A 16356-nucleotide genomic window follows, 5' to 3' on the forward strand; every position below is an offset into this window, starting at 1 on the left:
ATAATTAGACGAATTTTATAATGCAAATTTAAAATAAAGATAAAGGGATATGCCTATGATCATCCTTGGCGAAAAATATACTTTCACCAAACTCGAGCTAGAGAAGCTTAGGAAGAAATTTGGCCAGGTAAATTTTCTATCCCACGAAAATAGCGACGCTAAAGCTTTGAGAAGCGCACTGGAAAATCTCATAAAATCAGGCGATCAAAGGCTGATCGTGCTAAATACCCAAAAGCCCGTTGATAGCAAACTGGTGAGATTTCTCACGCTTTTGCAGTTTAAGACGAAGTATAAAAAGATCAAATTTCTAAATGTGGAGAGCTTTTTAGAAATTTACTTGCAAAAGTGCTATATCCCAGAAAATGGCGAAAATTTAAACTTTTTAAACGATATCAAGCCTTACAATGCCTTTGAATACGCCTTAAAACGCGTGATCGACTATGCAAGCTGTTCACTGCTTCTTGTGATACTTTTTGTGCTTAAATTTTACGTAAAGAAAAAGATAGACGAGCAGTCTCCTGGCAGCCTTTACTTCTTGCAAAACAGGGTTGGCCTGGATACTAAAATATTTAAGTGCTATAAATTTAGAACAATGCATGAAAACTCAGAACACAACCCATCAAAATATAAAAATGGCTTATTTAGTGCGTCGTTTATATTAAAAATAAATCTAAGAGTACCATCTCAAAGTTCGTAAAATTTTTGAGATAATTTTATTTAAAACGGTTAAAGAAAAAGCATCTTTAAAAGACATATCTCTTAAAATTCTTAGAATTTCTCTTGTATTCATATCCTTCAAAGAAAATAAAATTTCTTTTATATCCATTATGGCCTTTGCTTCATCTAGCCTTTTTAATATATCCTTCTCACTATACATATTCTTTAATTTTTTTAATACAACTTTCACCTCTTTGATGTTATCAAGGCGTTTTGTATTGGAGATACTATTTGCATTAGAAGCCCTATAATATGCAAGTGGCTCATCTATATAGCATGCCTTTTCGTTTTTTAAAAGCCTAATAAAAAGATCATAATCTCCTGGAAAATTTAAGCTTGAGTCAAACTTATCTTCAATATTATCATATGCTTTCTTGGAAATCATAACTGTTAAAATTCCGATAGAATAATTAGCTATTTGGTGTTTAAAAATATATCCCGATGGCTGAGTTTTAACAAATAATTTCTTATTTTTATTTTGACCCATAATATAAAAGTTAGTGTAGCAAAGCCCAAAATCACTATTATGCATTAATAAAATTTGCTTTTCCAACTTATCATTTTTCCATAAGTCATCACAATCTAAAAATGCAATGAAATCACCTTTGGCTTCTTTGACAGCATAGTTTCTAGCACCATAAAGTGGAGCAAACTTTGGAGCATAGAAATATTTTATTCTACTATCATTATATGATTTTGCAATACTTGCACTATTATCGGTTGATTGATTATCCCAAAAAATTAATTCCCAATTTTTATACGTTTGGTTTATTACGCTCTCAATACTTTCTCTTAAGAATTCATCACTATTAAAACAATTCATAATCACCGAAACTAGTGGTTTATCTTGCATAAAATGTCCTTATCTTATTTACAATAAATTTTATATCGTCCATTTCCAAGTCAAAATGACACGGAAGCGTTAAAATTTCATTATATATTTTTTCGCTTTTTGGCAATGAATAACTGGTATTAAATTTTGTTAGAAGATGATTTGGCTTATAGTGAATACCTGTTTCTATGCCATTCTCTAGTAAAAAATTTCGCAATCCATCTCTATTTTTTGCCTTTATAACAAAAACATATGGAGTAACATCATCAAAATCAAATTTTAAATAATCAACTTCATCTACATCTTTAAGCAAATCCACATATAGTCTGGCTAGCTCTTTTCTTTTGGATATGAAGCCATTAATTCTCGAAAGTTGAGCTATTCCAATTGCAGCCATAATATTGCTCATGTGATATCTAAAACCTTGAAGCTTCACATCAAAATCCCAGCTTCTTTGACCTAAGTACCTTTTTTCACTATCTTTTTCAACCCCAAGAAGCCTCATATCTCTAACTTTTTGTATAAATTTTAAATCACTAGATAAAATGGCTCCACCTTCACCGCAAGTAATATTTTTTACCCCATCAAAACTAAAACAAATTATATCTCCACTGCTACCAACTTTCTTACCATTCCTAAGACAGCCAAATCCTTGAGCAGCATCTTCGATAACCCTTAGCCCAAACTCATTTGCAATTTCATAAATACTTTCCATACCCTTAGATGAGCTGGCATAATGCACTGGCATAATGGCTCTAGTTTTTTTAGTAATTCTTCTTTTAATATCATCTTTATCGATAAAAATCGTGTCTGGATCTATATCACAAGGAATAGGTCTTAACCCCAAGGCAGAAACAGCCTGAAATGACGCAACATAAGTAATAGTTGGAACTAAAATTTCATCGCTTTCGTTAAAATCAAGCGCTGCAAGGGCCAAATGAAGAGCAGAGGTTCCAGTGTTTACACATACTACTTCCATATCGGTAGCTAAATACTCTTTAATAGCAATTTCAAATTGCATAACATTTTTGCCCATACCAAGATACTCTTCATCAAGCACCTTTAAAACGGCCTGTTTTTCTATATCACCAATTGAAGATTTCGAAAGTCTAATCTTTCTCATTTTTAATCCTAATCCAATATGATCCATGTTTATGCGCGCCACAAGTTATATTTTTAAAACCAACTTTTTTAAGAAGCATGATATGTTCATCAATATTTCTTAAGTATCCCCAAAACTGACCCTTATTATATAATCCAAGTAGTGATAAAACAGTTTTTACAATCTCTTTTATACTTGCAACAAATCCTTCTGCTGGCATGATAACCTCAGCTAAATAGAATTCTTTAAATCCATATTCATAAATACTTTTTAAAAAATTAGTATACTCTTCATTATTAAAAACATAGTCTATAGTGCTACAATAACCAAATTCATATTTTTTCTCATCTTTGACACATTCTGGGAAAAAGCCTATCACGGTTTTACACCCCCCCCCATTTGTCAACCACTTAAAATTATTAGAAGGCTCTATTGCTAATATATTTTTATCACTATTTTTAATTATAAAATTTTCAACAAAACCGTTACCGCAACCTATAGACAGAATATCCTTATAATTTTTCGAAAAGGTTATAATATCTCTTGCAATATTTGTTTTACGTTCAATATAATCTTTTGAAAGGTCATTATATGAATTAAATTTTTTATAAAATAGCTCATAAAATTTTTTATAAAACTCATCATCTGCAATTTTTTTAGAATTAAGCTTAGTAAATTCACTAAATTTTATACCAAACCACTTCTTTTGATATATTTTTTTCACTTAAAGCCTTTAAAAATTATATTTAATGTTATTAATGTCCATGCTAATAGACTCGTTAGGATCATGCTCTATGCTTGCAATATTTAAAAGCATATTATTCTTTCCGAGACCACAAAAAGCCATCCATAACCCGTTTTTTATAGTCAGTCTTTGATAATTTTTATGAGATAAATTTACACTTAAGAATTCTTTTTTTATATCATCATAAATTACAAATTTAATCTCTCCCAAACAGACTACAATATTAAGCACCATTTGATTGTGTTTCTTCCAGCCTTTTATCTCTTTTTCGTTTATAGTTGAAAAATACGCCTCTCCAAAGCCACAAAAACCATAATCACTTTGTTTCATTGCATGAAAAATGTCACCCTTTGGATTATAAATTTGTTTTAATGGTGTTAAAATCACTCCGTCCATGATAACGCTCTATTTTTTGCAATATTTTCATATTCTATTATTTGTTCTGTTGTCTTTTTAAACATATCTGAGTTTTTTTTATAAAAGTCATAATACCACTGCGAGGTAAACTCAATTGTTTCTTTATACTCTAAGCTTGCATGCCATTTAAGATAGTGCAACGCCTTGTCGCAATTTAGCTTTAGTAATTTAGCTTCGTCAAAAATTATTTCATCTACAACATTATATATATTTTTTAAACTCCAAATTTTACCAAGATCCACCAATAATTCTGCCACACTGTGATTTTGTTCAGCTCTTGGACCAAAGTTAAAACATTCGCGATTTAAACTATCGTCCAAAGATAGCGCCATAGCCAAATTTAAATAACCACTAAGTGGTTCAAGAACATGTTGCCATGGTCTTGTAGATTTTGGAGATCTGATATTTACAGCCTTGTTTTTACTCCATGCCATCATACTATCCACTACGATTCTATCTTTAGCCCAATCCCCGCCACCAATTACATTTCCTGCTCTTGCTACACCTATCCTTATATTTTTAATCTCTTTAAAAAATGAGTTACAATAGGATTTAATAATAAGCTCTGCTGCACCCTTAGACCCACTATAAATGTCTTTTCCGCCAAGTGCATCATTTTCTCTATATCCCCAAACTTGTTCGATATTGTCATAAGCTTTATCGCTTGTTATAATTATAGCCGTGCATTCATGCTCTGCTTTTCTCAATATCTCTAAAATATTTGTAGTGCCCATAACATTTGAAGTTATAGTTTCTATTGGATCTTTATATGAAACAGAGACTATTGGTTGAGCTGCCAGATGAAAGACAAAATCTGGTTTTTCATTAAGAAAAATTTCTTCTATAATATCCAAGTTACGAATATCAGCTCTGTAATCTTTTTTGATCTTATCTTTTAAATTTAGTAAAACAAACATGGATGGATTTGTTGGAATATCCTTTGAAATTCCAACAACTTCTGCACCTAATTTTAAGAGCCATGTGCTAAGCCAACTACCTTTAAAGCCAGTATGTCCGGTAATTAAAACTTTTTTATTTTTAAAAACATTTTTGAACATTTTTTATTCCCAAATTTTCCACTCTGCTTTATTTTCTTGCCACATTTCATTTAGTTTATTTTTATCTCTTAGTGTATCCATTGGCATCCAAAAACCATGATGTTTGTAAGTAAATATCTCCCCATCTTGAGCAAGTCTCATAAGTGGCTCTTGCTCAAAAACAGTACTTTCATCGTCATCTATATAATCAAACACTTCCGGCTCACAAACAAAAAAACCTGCATTTATCCAGCTGCCATCGCCTTTTGGCTTTTCTTTAAATTGTAGTACTTGATCTTGATCTGAAATTTCTAAAGCGCCAAATCTTCCATCTGGCTGCGCTGAAGTCATTGTTACTATTTTTTTATGGGATGAGTGAAATTTTAAAAGGTCGTCTATTTTTATATTAGCTACACCATCTCCATATGTCAGCATAAAAGCATCATCTCCTACGATTTTTCTAGCTTTTTTGATTCTGGCACCAGTCATACTATGCAAGCCAGTGTCTAGCAAAGTAACTCTCCATGGTTCGCTAGTGTTATTTAATATCTCCATTTTACCACTGGCTATGTCAATAGTTATATCGCTTCTATGTAAAAAATAATTTGCAAAAAACTCTTTTATATAGTAGCCCTTATAGCCCAATAAAATTACAAAATCATTAAACCCGTAGTGGCTATAAATTTTCATAATATGCCAAAGGATAGGCTTACCACCAATTTCAACCATAGGTTTTGGTCTAATATCCGTCTCTTCACTTAGTCTAGTCCCAAACCCACCAGCAAGTAACAAAACTTTCATAAATAAATTCCTTTTCTAATTACATGTTTATTAAATTATTCGCCTCATTGTACCAAACATAATTTTTTTTTGGGACTCTCCAATCTTTACCATACGTCATTTCTAAACATTTTTCAGAATCTATTGGAACAGGAACAACTTCATCTAAAAAAACAATGTTTTTAAATTTCATTAAATTTATATCATAGCTATATCCAGTATAGTAAAAGCTTTTTATAGCATTTTCATAGATTTTTTTTCTAGTATTTTTTTTGATGAATGGCTTTATTAACTTTGTTACTTTTATTAATAAAAATTTTAGTAAATCTTTTATGTTTTTAATCTCAAGGTCAATAACAATATTATTATCAAGTGAATGCATAATCATTGCGATAAAATTTAAGAATTTATTTTTTAGATTTGTTTTTTTGGGAACGACCCATCTAACTGAAGCAACATTATCTTTTACATCATAAAAACTAATATCTACTTTTTTAGAACCGTTTGTAAAATGCAAACAATCCATCTCACCTAGAATAATTTCTTGTTTAAAACCACTATCTTTAAAAAGTTTTTCTATGTCTTCCGTTTTTACTTTTTTTTTCCAAACAGCGAAATCTATATCATGATCCCATGGTAAAATCATATTATCTCTTATTATGCCCAATAAAGTACCATGACAAACCCAATACTCACACTTAAAACTACGTAGAAGCTGATTTACTTTTTTAAATAAAATTTCATCTTCACCATATGAATAATCATTTTTCAAGTATTATCCTCATCAAAACAGGATTATCATTCTTATAAATGGATAAGTTATTTTTTTCTGTAAAATATCTTAACTTAAAGCCAAGCTTCAAGACATGTTTCAAAAAAACATCCGAATTAATAAATCGTCTATTATGATCGGTAAAGAATGTATCGTCTCCCATGTTGCGTCCAATACCACATAATGGATCTTTTGTTGTTCTTACCTCTATACAAAATAACCCATTTTGCCTAAGGCTATCATATGCTTTTTTTACTATTTCTTCTTCTTCTGTCTTTGTAATGGCATGCATCGTAAATCTAGAATAAAATACATCTATATCACCATACTTAGAATAATCATCGGTTACAAAATTCGCTACTTTAATAGTTAAATTATCTTTTAAAGAATCGTCTTCCTTGCTTTCTATTACAATATCGCTTTGATCAATTGCTATAACATTATGCTTTTTAGCAGCGAAAAAAATAGAATCTCTACAATTTCCAGAACCTAATTCAATAATATTTAACTTTTTATCTTTGAAAAATTCTTCTTGACAAAAACTAGCAAAAGTACTTTGTTGTTTTATAACACTATCTCCAGTATGTTGCTTATAAAATTCATCCCAATAACTCTTATCCATACTTTTTATCCTTTTAATTTTATATAAACAAATCCCACTATCTTCTTTAAAAGCATTTTCACGTCTTCTGGCTTTATAGCAAAAACCTGTGGAAAAATGATTGTTCCTATTATACATAAACAAATATAAAAAATGCCACAAGCAATGAAATTTATAACGATACTATCGAAAATAGCTATATATTCTGATAAAATACCAAATAATACAAAAAACAAAAGTGAATAAATTTGATGTTTAATAAAAAATAATATCTTTATGTTTAAGTCTTTGGTGGCAAAAAAAAGCATTACATTTGTACTTATTGCTTGTAGTAATACCATCTTAACTACTAAACCTGTTGCACCTAAATTTAAAAAATATATCATTATTACACTAATCATAGATCCAATAGGCATAAAAAACAAAGCTATATTTCTATTTAATTTTGTTTGCAAAGTAGCATGACAGTAACCTCCTATTATCTGACCATAAGTTTGATGAAGTGGATAAAAAGCCATCAAAGACAATGCCAACCAGGCACCTTTAAAGTCATCATTTATAAAAATAGCAAGTATTGCATTAGAATGAAAAGATACAAAAACGCTAAAGAAAGTAGCTATAGAGTAAAGCATAGGCACATACCTTACAATTAAAAATCTCAATCTCTCATAATTTTTTACTGCATATTCTTTAGAAAACTCCCTTATAATAATCTGAGTCATTGAACTAGTAAATATAAGTGCAACAGAAACAAGACCATATACAAGACCATAAAATCCACTTTGAATACTCCCTGATACTTTTTGCAAAAGCCAAACATCAAAGACTGTTGCACAAGTAGTAACAATAGTATAAAAAAACAGCGGGTGGCAAAAAGAATAAAATTCCTTAAAAATATCTTTTAACTCTTTTAAATTTAAGCCACATATATCTTTAAAAATTCTCATTTTATAAAAAAATAAAATGAGGATAAAAATAAATGAAATATAAAAAATAAAATTATATAAATAATATAATTTTAAATCGAATGCAAGTTCATATACAAAAAAAATAAGCAATAAAAGCATTGAAATTTTATGAACTATCTTAATAAATTCAACACTAATAGTAATAGCATACGCATCTGAAATTTTAACAAAAACTTGGCTTAGCCACAAAAGAAAAGAGTATAAAAAACCTATCAATATAAAGTTTTGAGGCACATTTGGCATAAAATGCTCATTCAGTTCTAATGAATTTAGCGCACAAATAAAAAGGATAGAAAAAATAAATATACATAATATGTAAATAGAATAAAATACAAACAACGATTTTCTAGAATTATTTGCACTGAGCTTTACAAAAAAAGCACTTGAAGTGCCAATATCTAAAAAGCCCATCATTTGATTAAAAAAATTTTGTAAATACATGAAAAGACCATATGACGTTGGCCCTAAAGCTTTTGGAACAATAAAAACTATTGCCATATTAACAAATGCACTAATTATATTTGAAAAAAGCTTAGCTAGATATCTTTTTTTTAAACTTTGTTCGTGCATCTGCTCTCCAAAAGCATATCAAACTCTTTAATCCACTCTTCTACCCAGTTTGATGATGTTCTAAAATATTTATGCAAAAATAAATTTTTAGCATTTTGAACTTCTTTGGTATTCCACCATATCTCTATTTTTTCATAATTCTTATTTATAAAGTCAGCACATTCTTCGGCACCTATGAATAAAATTTTGGCCTCTATAAGATCACTGATATATGGTTTCACTTCTTCCCTAAACGAGTACACTCCTTTGGCAATGAAAATAAGTGTTGGTTTATTTAAAGATAATGATTCAAGATAGCCTGTGTGCATATGATCAAACACATTGAGTCTTGATGAAGATATTTGTTTATAATAATTTGTTTTTGTATCAAAAAATAACTTTTTCCCACACTCTAAAAGTCTATTTTTAACATTCCACCCATAATCTCCATGATAGGTTCTAATATTCAATAAGCTATCATATTTTAATTTATTCAAAAAAACTTTTGTATTTTCAATATATTGCAACATTTTAGCACCATCTTCTATATATGCAATGCAATGTAAATATCTCGGCATGCAAGTCATTACTAAAACTATCTTATTATTGTGACCCAGTCTTGGCAGCGACTGCTGCGGTAAAATACCGCAAGATGCTCCCTGTTTTTTCCAACCATATGTATAGTAAATATCACAAAATTTACTTTCTATTTCTTCTTGAATATCTATTTTATCTATACCAAAATCACCTCCATGCTGTCCATATGCCACTACAATATCTTTTCTATATTTAGCACAAAAAAATCTAAAAAATTCGTTATGATACAATGCATTCGCGCTATATACTACTTTAGGGGGTTGTAGCTTTAACCCATCTATCTTTTTGTCAAAATCTTTATAAGCCTCTAAATATATAATGGGAAAATTTTGTATAAAAGAATAAAATAAAAAATTCTTAAACTCGTCTGTAAAATTAACATTGCGAAAAAGCTCTTTTCTAATGCTTAAATTTGGTTGCACATCCATAGAAATAGGATAGTTCATATTGTCAAAAACTATCCTAAATTTAGAATAAATAAACAATTTTAGACAATGCCTAATAGCATGAAATTTAAAATATGGACTTACTATTACTACTTTTTTGTTAAAATTTAGTCTATTCAAAACACTAGAAACTACTCCTAATGCCTTTTTAATTAGTGGTTTTTTATTACCAATTTCTATTTTTGTTTGTATTCTTGGATGATTTATACTTATTACATTACTCTTTAAATTTAAAAATTTAACAACTTGCGAATAAAGCTGAAGATTAAAATAATCATCACTATGTGCATGCTCAAAAAAATCATTTGTAGTCGCAGTAAAATTAAAATCATCTTCGCTCAAAATATTTGTATATAAATCTTTATGTTCCATATATACCATTTTAATATGCATATATCTATCATAAATCGTTAATATATAATATTGTAGCCATGGCAATAATAGACTTTGCCAATATTTTATTGAATAATTTACACCATGATAATCATTGAGCAACTCAGCAAGTTTTTCAATAATCTCTTCAAAAATATCAATGCAATATTTTAAAGCACGATCAATCTCTCCCTTATCGCTCCAAATATATTTAAAAATCTGATAATTTAATTTCTCGTAGTATTTTTTTTTATCAAAAAGTCTGCAATGTTCTCCTAAAAACAATAGATTATCTGCACTAGCATCCCATGTATCCTCTAAAGCAGTTGTACACAAAAAAACACTCTTATTACTCATCATCAAATCTCATCTTGATAAAATGGGCGGGAACCCCCCCCCATATACTATACTCAATATCTATACTTTTCGTAACTACAGAATTTGATGCTATTATAACCCCTTTTGCTATCTCCACCTTTCTAGCACCAGAGTTTATGACGCTTCCAAAGCCTATCCACACATCATCATTAATAATAAGTTCATTTGTTTCATTTTTTTGTAGATTCATGGGTATATATCTATCTTTAAAACCATGATTTGATGTCATTATATTGCAATTTGAAGCTATCATTACATCATTTCCTATCTTCAAATTCGATAGAGATTGAATTATGCAATTTCCGTTTATACTAACATTATCACCTATACTCAAATTTTTAGGATAATAAAAAAATGTTCCAGTATGTGCTCTAAAATTTTTACCTAACTTTCTAGCAAAAATTTTAACATATATCCATCTTAATTTATCTCCAATAATTGTTGGAGATAATGCAATTATCTCCAATATAAAGTTACAATATAAAAATATAAGTATTTTTTTAAAAATTTTTATCACTCACCAATCCTTTGACAAATAGAACAATTTCTTAAGCTATCATTCAATATACCTTGTCTAATATTATTCATTTTTTTACTATTGAATGCATCTTTTATAGAAATAATCTTTATGTTGCCTATTGGTATGTTTCTACCAAAAAAATTACAACAAGGCAATATATCACCATTCGACAAAACAGCCACTCTAGCAAATGGTGAAAAACAGTTCCATTTCTTGTGCACTGAAAAGTCAAATTCGCCATTAATATCTATATTGTAATTGTCAAAAATCTGTATATCTATAAAGTCTACTTTATCTCTCCAAAATTCTATAAATTTCATCTTTTCATCTCTATTCTTTTTCATATCTACAAAAGAAACTCTAGTTATTGGGAGTATACTTTTTCTAAGAGATCTTTCCTCTAAAAATTTTTCTAATGCGCTTTTAACTAAAGACATGCCTTTGCCTCTAATGTCATTGTATGTATTTTCATAAAAAGCATCTAGCGATACAAAAAGATTAACTAGCCCACTATCAAAAATATCATCTATATATCTTTCTAGCATTAACCCATTTGTAATAATCCTTGTATCTACAATACCATTATCAGTTGCATATTTAATCATTTTAAAAACGTCTTTATTTAATAGTGGCTCAGCAAAAGCACCAAGATTTATAGACCTTAAACCATTATTTTTTCCTTCATCAATAGCTTTCTTAAATAAATCAAAACTTAATTTGGAATTTGTATTTACTTTATAATTTATATTTGGATGTTTTTTGGTATTTCTTGGACACATTATACAAGACTGGTTACAACTATCTTGCATTTCAAAATCTATATGTAATGGAAAATCTGGAAAGTTATTATAACTAATACTATTCCATTCCTTCCTGTAACTAATATATTTTTCACCTAGTTCATTACTTAAAATATTATTTAAGTCTTTTTCTGTGTATCTTGAAATATTATCTTGCATTCTACTCCACCATATTCCATTTTAAAACATCATCTTCACTTATATTACAAAACGCTCTTCTACCTACAATATCATCTATAAATTTAGGACTTATCCCCATTGCTGGTCTTTTAAAGGTGAGATCATCTCTTTTTATAATATCACCTTTTTTAATATCTTTTGATGCTACCAAGCTTCTTCTAGCATTATCTCTAGCTAGTTTTTCATCATCAAGCGCACTAACTTCAAATTTTCCTAAAATTTTAAAAGTTTCTTCTATATCTTTTTTAAATTTAGTTAAATCATTTTTATCCATTGCGTGATAATGATCATTTCCAGTCAAGGTCTTATCATGAGTAAAATGCTTTTCAATAATAGTAGCCCCAAGCAAAATTGCGTTTTTACAAACTTGCATATCTTTTGGCAATGTATGATCACTATAGCCTATAATTTTATCAGGAAATGCTCTTTTTAGCCCAAGTATCATGCCTAAATTTGCATTTTCATCAGGAGTTGGATAATTTAGCACACAATGAAGTAGAGCCAAAGTATTGCCTGCTCTTTCTATCCAGCTAACCGACTCTTGTATTTCGTATAAAAAACTAGCGCCAGTGGATAGTATTATTGGTTTCTTAAAGTTGCATATAAATTCTATAAAAGGCTTATTTGTTATGTCGCTAGATGAAATTTTAAAAACATCCATCAGATCATTTAAAAATTTAGCGCTCTCAATATCAAATGGGGTGCTAAGAAATTCTATACCAACTTTATCACAATGGCTTTTAAGCTCTTCCATCTCTTTTTTCCAGAATTTATCATGTTTGCAAAAAAGTTCATATTGGCTTGCAATAGGCTCCTTTGTAGTATCCCAATAAGCAGGAGAATTTTTGGAAGCTATTGTATTTGCTTTATATGTTTGAAATTTAATCGCATCAGCACCACCTTCACATGCTTCTTCAATCAGTCTTTTTGCAATTTGCATACTTCCTTCATGATTAACACCAGCTTCAGCTATTATAAAAGGCTTATATAGCTTTGGTTCATAGGGATTTATGCTATTCATAAAATCTATAAGTTTCACTTTATTCTCCAAAAATTTTAACTAGCTCTAAAGAATTAACATTAATATCAAAATCTTTCATTACTAACTTATAATAGTCATCAAGCGTATCTATATCAAATTTTAGATCAGGTCTTTTCAAATTTTCATCATTAGGATCAAATGTTTTTATTATATACTTTTCTTGATTGTCCCAGATATATGACAACGCATGTTCTTTATGCTCAATCAATGTAACTTTATGAAAAATATCAAAAAAAAGCTCCGAAGATATTATTTCTGCACCAAGACCATCTGGGTATAAATTACCTCTTGGTATATGATTGTAAGCGTAGTCACAATTATTATTTTTATAAAATTTGATTAGATTATCTATCTCTGCTGGATCTATCAGTGGATTATCTGCACAGATTCTAACAAAATGTGTAGATAGGGTACCCTTGAGAGCATCATAAAATCTTTTTAAAACATTATTTTCATCACCCCTAAAAATTTTTACATCTAAGCCTTTTAGATATTTTTCTAAAATATCATTTTCCTTAGTATCAGGTATAGCAACGATAATCTCATCTAAAGACGATCTTTGAACTCTCTTTACAACCCATTCTATTACTGGGTGTCTATTTAAATTTAACATCATCTTACATGGTAATCTTTTAGATCCTATTCTAGCTTGAATAACACCAGTTGTTTTCATAGCAGCTCCAAGATTTTAGAAATAACTTTATTCTTGTTGGATCTAAAATCATATTTTTTGATATTATTAAATAAAAGCTCCCTATAATCTATATCTTCAACTAATTTTTTAAATTTTTCTTCTAGTTTTATGGCTGTTTTTTTATCAAAAACACCAATGTTAATAAATCCGTTTTGAAGGGATGTGAATGTATGAGTAGCCTCTCTCTCATGATGAGATATAACAATAGTTGGAATATGCATATCTGCTAGTTCATACGCAGTTCTACCATTTGATGAAATAGCAATCTGACACTCTTCCATTATTTTTGACATAGCAACACTATTAATAAATAAAAAAATATTTTTATATTTACAATTTGCAATAAAATCCTTCAACTCTTCTTCGTAAGCATATGCACTTCCACAAACTATATTTATTTTTATTTCAAATTCTATACATGTTTTCAATATAGACTTTAATGCCACTAGTGTTAAATTATTTGGATCACTACCACCAAAAGACAATAAAATACTATTTACATTTTTAAAATTATCATTTCGTTTTGCATCATCAAATTCATCTCTTAATAGTGTATATTTATGCCCCCAAAAATAGTTTTTTCCATCTTTTTGTGGAATTTCAAATAATTCATTAAACACCAAATCAACATATCGTGAACTTTCGCTTATATCTTCAAAACTTACAATTTTTATATTGGCATTCTTAAGACTATGAATATACATTTCATCATTATTAAGGCAATCATTTACAACAAGATCTGGCTTTAAATCAAGAATTGCTTTTAGCACATTACTTGACGAAAAAACTTTATGGTATTTAGAAGCAATATTATTGACAGCAAAATTATACTTTTCATCACAAACAAAAATTATCTCATGATCGTTTATTTCTTTTGCTATAGTTAACGACCTATAAATATGCCCCATTCCAATACAAGAATCACCTATAACATTAAACACTATACGTTTTCTTCTTAAAATTTTCTCACATACCCACCAATCTTGATAGCTTTCGATCTCTATACATTTTTCACTATCTAGAATATACGGCTTAAAATCTTTTAACACTAGGCTTTTTTTTGAAAATATATAAAACGCCTTTAACTCTCTATAAGAGATATCTCCTTTGATAGGTTTTAGCGTATCATTCTCCATAAAAAAAATATTTTTATTGTTAAATTTAACTGACATTAAAATTTTTAAACTGTCTCTTTTAAAAGTAGCATAAGCATCTTTTAAAATTTCACTATCAACAAGTGGGGTGTTTGCCCTATAAAGAAAAATATTATCTTCTTTATAGGGCTTTACAATGGAATATATTATTTCTAAAATATTCTCAGAATTTAAGCGCAGGTCTTTGTCTTTATAAAAATTAATACTATTTCTATCACATATTAAAGAAATTTCTTCAGAGTCGGTAACTACTAAAATCTTATTTGTGACATCCAGTGCTGTATTTATAGCTCTTTGAATAAGAGTCACTCCATTTAGCTTTCTAACTAATTGATCTGGAATAACAGCATTTTTTTTAATTGCAGGAATTACTAAAAGTAAATTATCCATTAAAGTCCTAATTTTACTGCTACTTCTTTTGTTGATTTTATCATATAAGAAAAATCATCATCACTAATCCAATGATGAAATGGGAAAGAGATCATGTTATCAAAAAAAGTATCAGAATTTGGGCAATTTGCGTTGCCAAATCCTAACTTTTTATATAAAGGATAACGGTTTAATGGACAATATTGAACAACGCATTTTATACCCTTTTCATATGCCAATCGCTCCATCATTTGATCTCTTTTGCCACCTTTAATATATGCAACCATCAGATGATAATTATGGCTTTTATTGTCAACTCTATGAAAAACAATATTTTTAAAATCATTTAAACTGTCTATAAATTCCACGGCTCTTTTTCGTTTAAATTCATTCATCTGATCAAGCCTATCAAGTAGTTTTGTTCCCAATGCGCATTCTACTTCACCTAAACAATAGTTATTTGGCATCAAATCTATACCATTTAAATTTGGGATATCAACATTACCCATTGCTGGTTTCCAGTATTCTTTTCTTTCTCCTTCAAAAGCACAATGTCCGTTATGTCTCAACATTGGAATTATATCGGCATATTTTTTTTCCTTAACTGCTATAATCCCACCTTCTCCAAGTGTTGTAATATTTTTATGTGAATGAAATGAAAAAATACTAAAATCACCAAAAGTTCCAGCTTTTTTACCATGCATTTCAGTCCCCATTGCTTGAGCAACATCTTCAATTAATAAAATATTATTTTCTTTTGCAAACTTAGCAATTTCTTCAATATCTGGGATCATAAAACCATAGAGATGAACGACAACGATTGCCTTAGTATTTTTCGTAACACATTTTTTTATACTTTTTAAATTCACAACTCTAGTACTCAAGTCTATATCACACCAAACAACCTTTGCCCCTTTTTTAATAAAAGGATAAACGCTAGAAGTAAAGGTATGAGACGGGGCAATAATTTCATCATTTTCTTTAAATAAGCAAAGCTGAGCAGCCAATTCAAGAGCCGCAGTAGCATTACAAACACTGAATGCAAAATCATTTCCATTATACTCACAAAATGCTTTCTCAAATTTATCCCTATATATCCCCTGAGTAAGCGGATCCGCATCTTGCATAGTTTCCAAAACAACATTCAACTCTTCTTTAGTATACTTGTGACCAGTCCCACTAAAATTTATTTTAAAATCCATAATATTGTCTCAACTTTCTATATTGCATACTCTATATAAAAATATTTATAGGAGTAAATATCATTAAAGCAAAATCAAAAAT

The 16356-nt window shown here is 29.2% G+C and carries 17 protein-coding genes; 1 reads left to right on the forward strand and 16 read right to left on the reverse strand.

Translation table 11 applies throughout. From position 1 onward, the window contains the following. Positions 1–49 precede the first annotated feature (49 nt). Positions 50–697: a sugar transferase gene (locus F3G91_RS03950; protein ID WP_223227809.1), complete on the forward strand. Its 648-nt coding sequence runs from the start codon at positions 50–52 to the stop codon at positions 695–697. Here F3G91_RS03950 and F3G91_RS03955 read toward each other — a convergent pair. From F3G91_RS03955 to F3G91_RS04030, 16 genes are read right to left on the reverse strand one after another with little or no spacing between them, the layout of a single operon-like run. Then, positions 671–1570, reverse strand: coding sequence for a glycosyltransferase family 2 protein (locus F3G91_RS03955; protein WP_149700766.1), 900 nt, complete (start codon positions 1568–1570; stop codon positions 671–673). The two genes, F3G91_RS03950 and F3G91_RS03955, sit on opposite strands and share 27 nt — an antisense overlap. Next, the gene (locus tag F3G91_RS03960; protein ID WP_149700767.1) at positions 1560–2672 is read right to left on the reverse strand and encodes a DegT/DnrJ/EryC1/StrS family aminotransferase; all 1113 of its coding nucleotides are present in this window, start codon (positions 2670–2672) and stop codon (positions 1560–1562) included. Before F3G91_RS03960 ends, F3G91_RS03955 begins: the two co-directional genes overlap by 11 nt. Then, on the reverse strand, positions 2659–3375 hold the full coding sequence (locus F3G91_RS03965; protein WP_149700768.1) for a hypothetical protein: 717 nt from the start codon (positions 3373–3375) through the stop codon (positions 2659–2661). The genes F3G91_RS03960 and F3G91_RS03965 overlap by 14 nt, the downstream gene beginning before the upstream one ends. A 9-nt stretch (positions 3376–3384) precedes the next feature. Further along, positions 3385–3792, reverse strand: a complete 408-nt coding sequence (locus F3G91_RS03970) for a WxcM-like domain-containing protein (protein WP_021092070.1) — start codon at positions 3790–3792, stop codon at positions 3385–3387. Then, positions 3780–4871, reverse strand: coding sequence for a CDP-glucose 4,6-dehydratase (gene rfbG / locus F3G91_RS03975; RefSeq protein WP_149700769.1), 1092 nt, complete (start codon positions 4869–4871; stop codon positions 3780–3782). The genes F3G91_RS03970 and rfbG overlap by 13 nt, the downstream gene beginning before the upstream one ends. A 3-nt stretch (positions 4872–4874) precedes the next feature. Continuing rightward, complete coding sequence (gene rfbF / locus F3G91_RS03980) at positions 4875–5651, reverse strand: glucose-1-phosphate cytidylyltransferase (protein WP_149700770.1); 777 nt, start codon at positions 5649–5651, stop codon at positions 4875–4877. A 19-nt stretch (positions 5652–5670) separates the two neighbouring features. Beyond that, complete coding sequence (locus tag F3G91_RS03985) at positions 5671–6402, reverse strand: LicD family protein (RefSeq protein ID WP_149700771.1); 732 nt, start codon at positions 6400–6402, stop codon at positions 5671–5673. Next, positions 6392–7024, reverse strand: a complete 633-nt coding sequence (locus F3G91_RS03990; protein ID WP_188116792.1) for a class I SAM-dependent methyltransferase — start codon at positions 7022–7024, stop codon at positions 6392–6394. The genes F3G91_RS03985 and F3G91_RS03990 overlap by 11 nt, the downstream gene beginning before the upstream one ends. A 5-nt stretch (positions 7025–7029) precedes the next feature. Further along, the gene (locus F3G91_RS03995; RefSeq protein ID WP_149700773.1) at positions 7030–8541 is read right to left on the reverse strand and encodes a lipopolysaccharide biosynthesis protein; all 1512 of its coding nucleotides are present in this window, start codon (positions 8539–8541) and stop codon (positions 7030–7032) included. Next, positions 8523–10295: an LIC12162 family transferase gene (locus F3G91_RS04000; RefSeq protein WP_149700774.1), complete on the reverse strand. Its 1773-nt coding sequence runs from the start codon at positions 10293–10295 to the stop codon at positions 8523–8525. The genes F3G91_RS03995 and F3G91_RS04000 overlap by 19 nt, the downstream gene beginning before the upstream one ends. Further along, complete coding sequence (locus F3G91_RS04005; RefSeq protein ID WP_149700775.1) at positions 10285–10830, reverse strand: acyltransferase; 546 nt, start codon at positions 10828–10830, stop codon at positions 10285–10287. Before F3G91_RS04005 ends, F3G91_RS04000 begins: the two co-directional genes overlap by 11 nt. Further along, positions 10827–11792: a radical SAM/SPASM domain-containing protein gene (locus tag F3G91_RS04010; protein ID WP_149700776.1), complete on the reverse strand. Its 966-nt coding sequence runs from the start codon at positions 11790–11792 to the stop codon at positions 10827–10829. Before F3G91_RS04010 ends, F3G91_RS04005 begins: the two co-directional genes overlap by 4 nt. Before the next feature lies 1 nt (position 11793). After that, on the reverse strand, positions 11794–12852 hold the full coding sequence (locus tag F3G91_RS04015; RefSeq protein WP_223227810.1) for an N-acetylneuraminate synthase family protein: 1059 nt from the start codon (positions 12850–12852) through the stop codon (positions 11794–11796). A gap of 1 nt (position 12853) precedes the next feature. Then, complete coding sequence (locus tag F3G91_RS04020; protein WP_149700777.1) at positions 12854–13528, reverse strand: cytidylyltransferase domain-containing protein; 675 nt, start codon at positions 13526–13528, stop codon at positions 12854–12856. After that, positions 13525–15093 carry a cytidylyltransferase domain-containing protein gene (locus tag F3G91_RS04025; RefSeq protein WP_149700778.1) on the reverse strand — a complete coding sequence of 523 codons (1569 nt, stop codon included), beginning with the start codon at positions 15091–15093 and terminating at the stop codon, positions 13525–13527. The genes F3G91_RS04020 and F3G91_RS04025 overlap by 4 nt, the downstream gene beginning before the upstream one ends. Further along, positions 15093–16274, reverse strand: a complete 1182-nt coding sequence (locus F3G91_RS04030; protein WP_149700779.1) for a DegT/DnrJ/EryC1/StrS aminotransferase family protein — start codon at positions 16272–16274, stop codon at positions 15093–15095. The genes F3G91_RS04025 and F3G91_RS04030 overlap by 1 nt, the downstream gene beginning before the upstream one ends. Positions 16275–16356: the final 82 nt, after the last annotated feature.

This window comes from Campylobacter concisus, from assembly GCF_902460715.1.
GTDB lineage: Bacteria > Campylobacterota > Campylobacteria > Campylobacterales > Campylobacteraceae > Campylobacter_A > Campylobacter_A concisus_AK.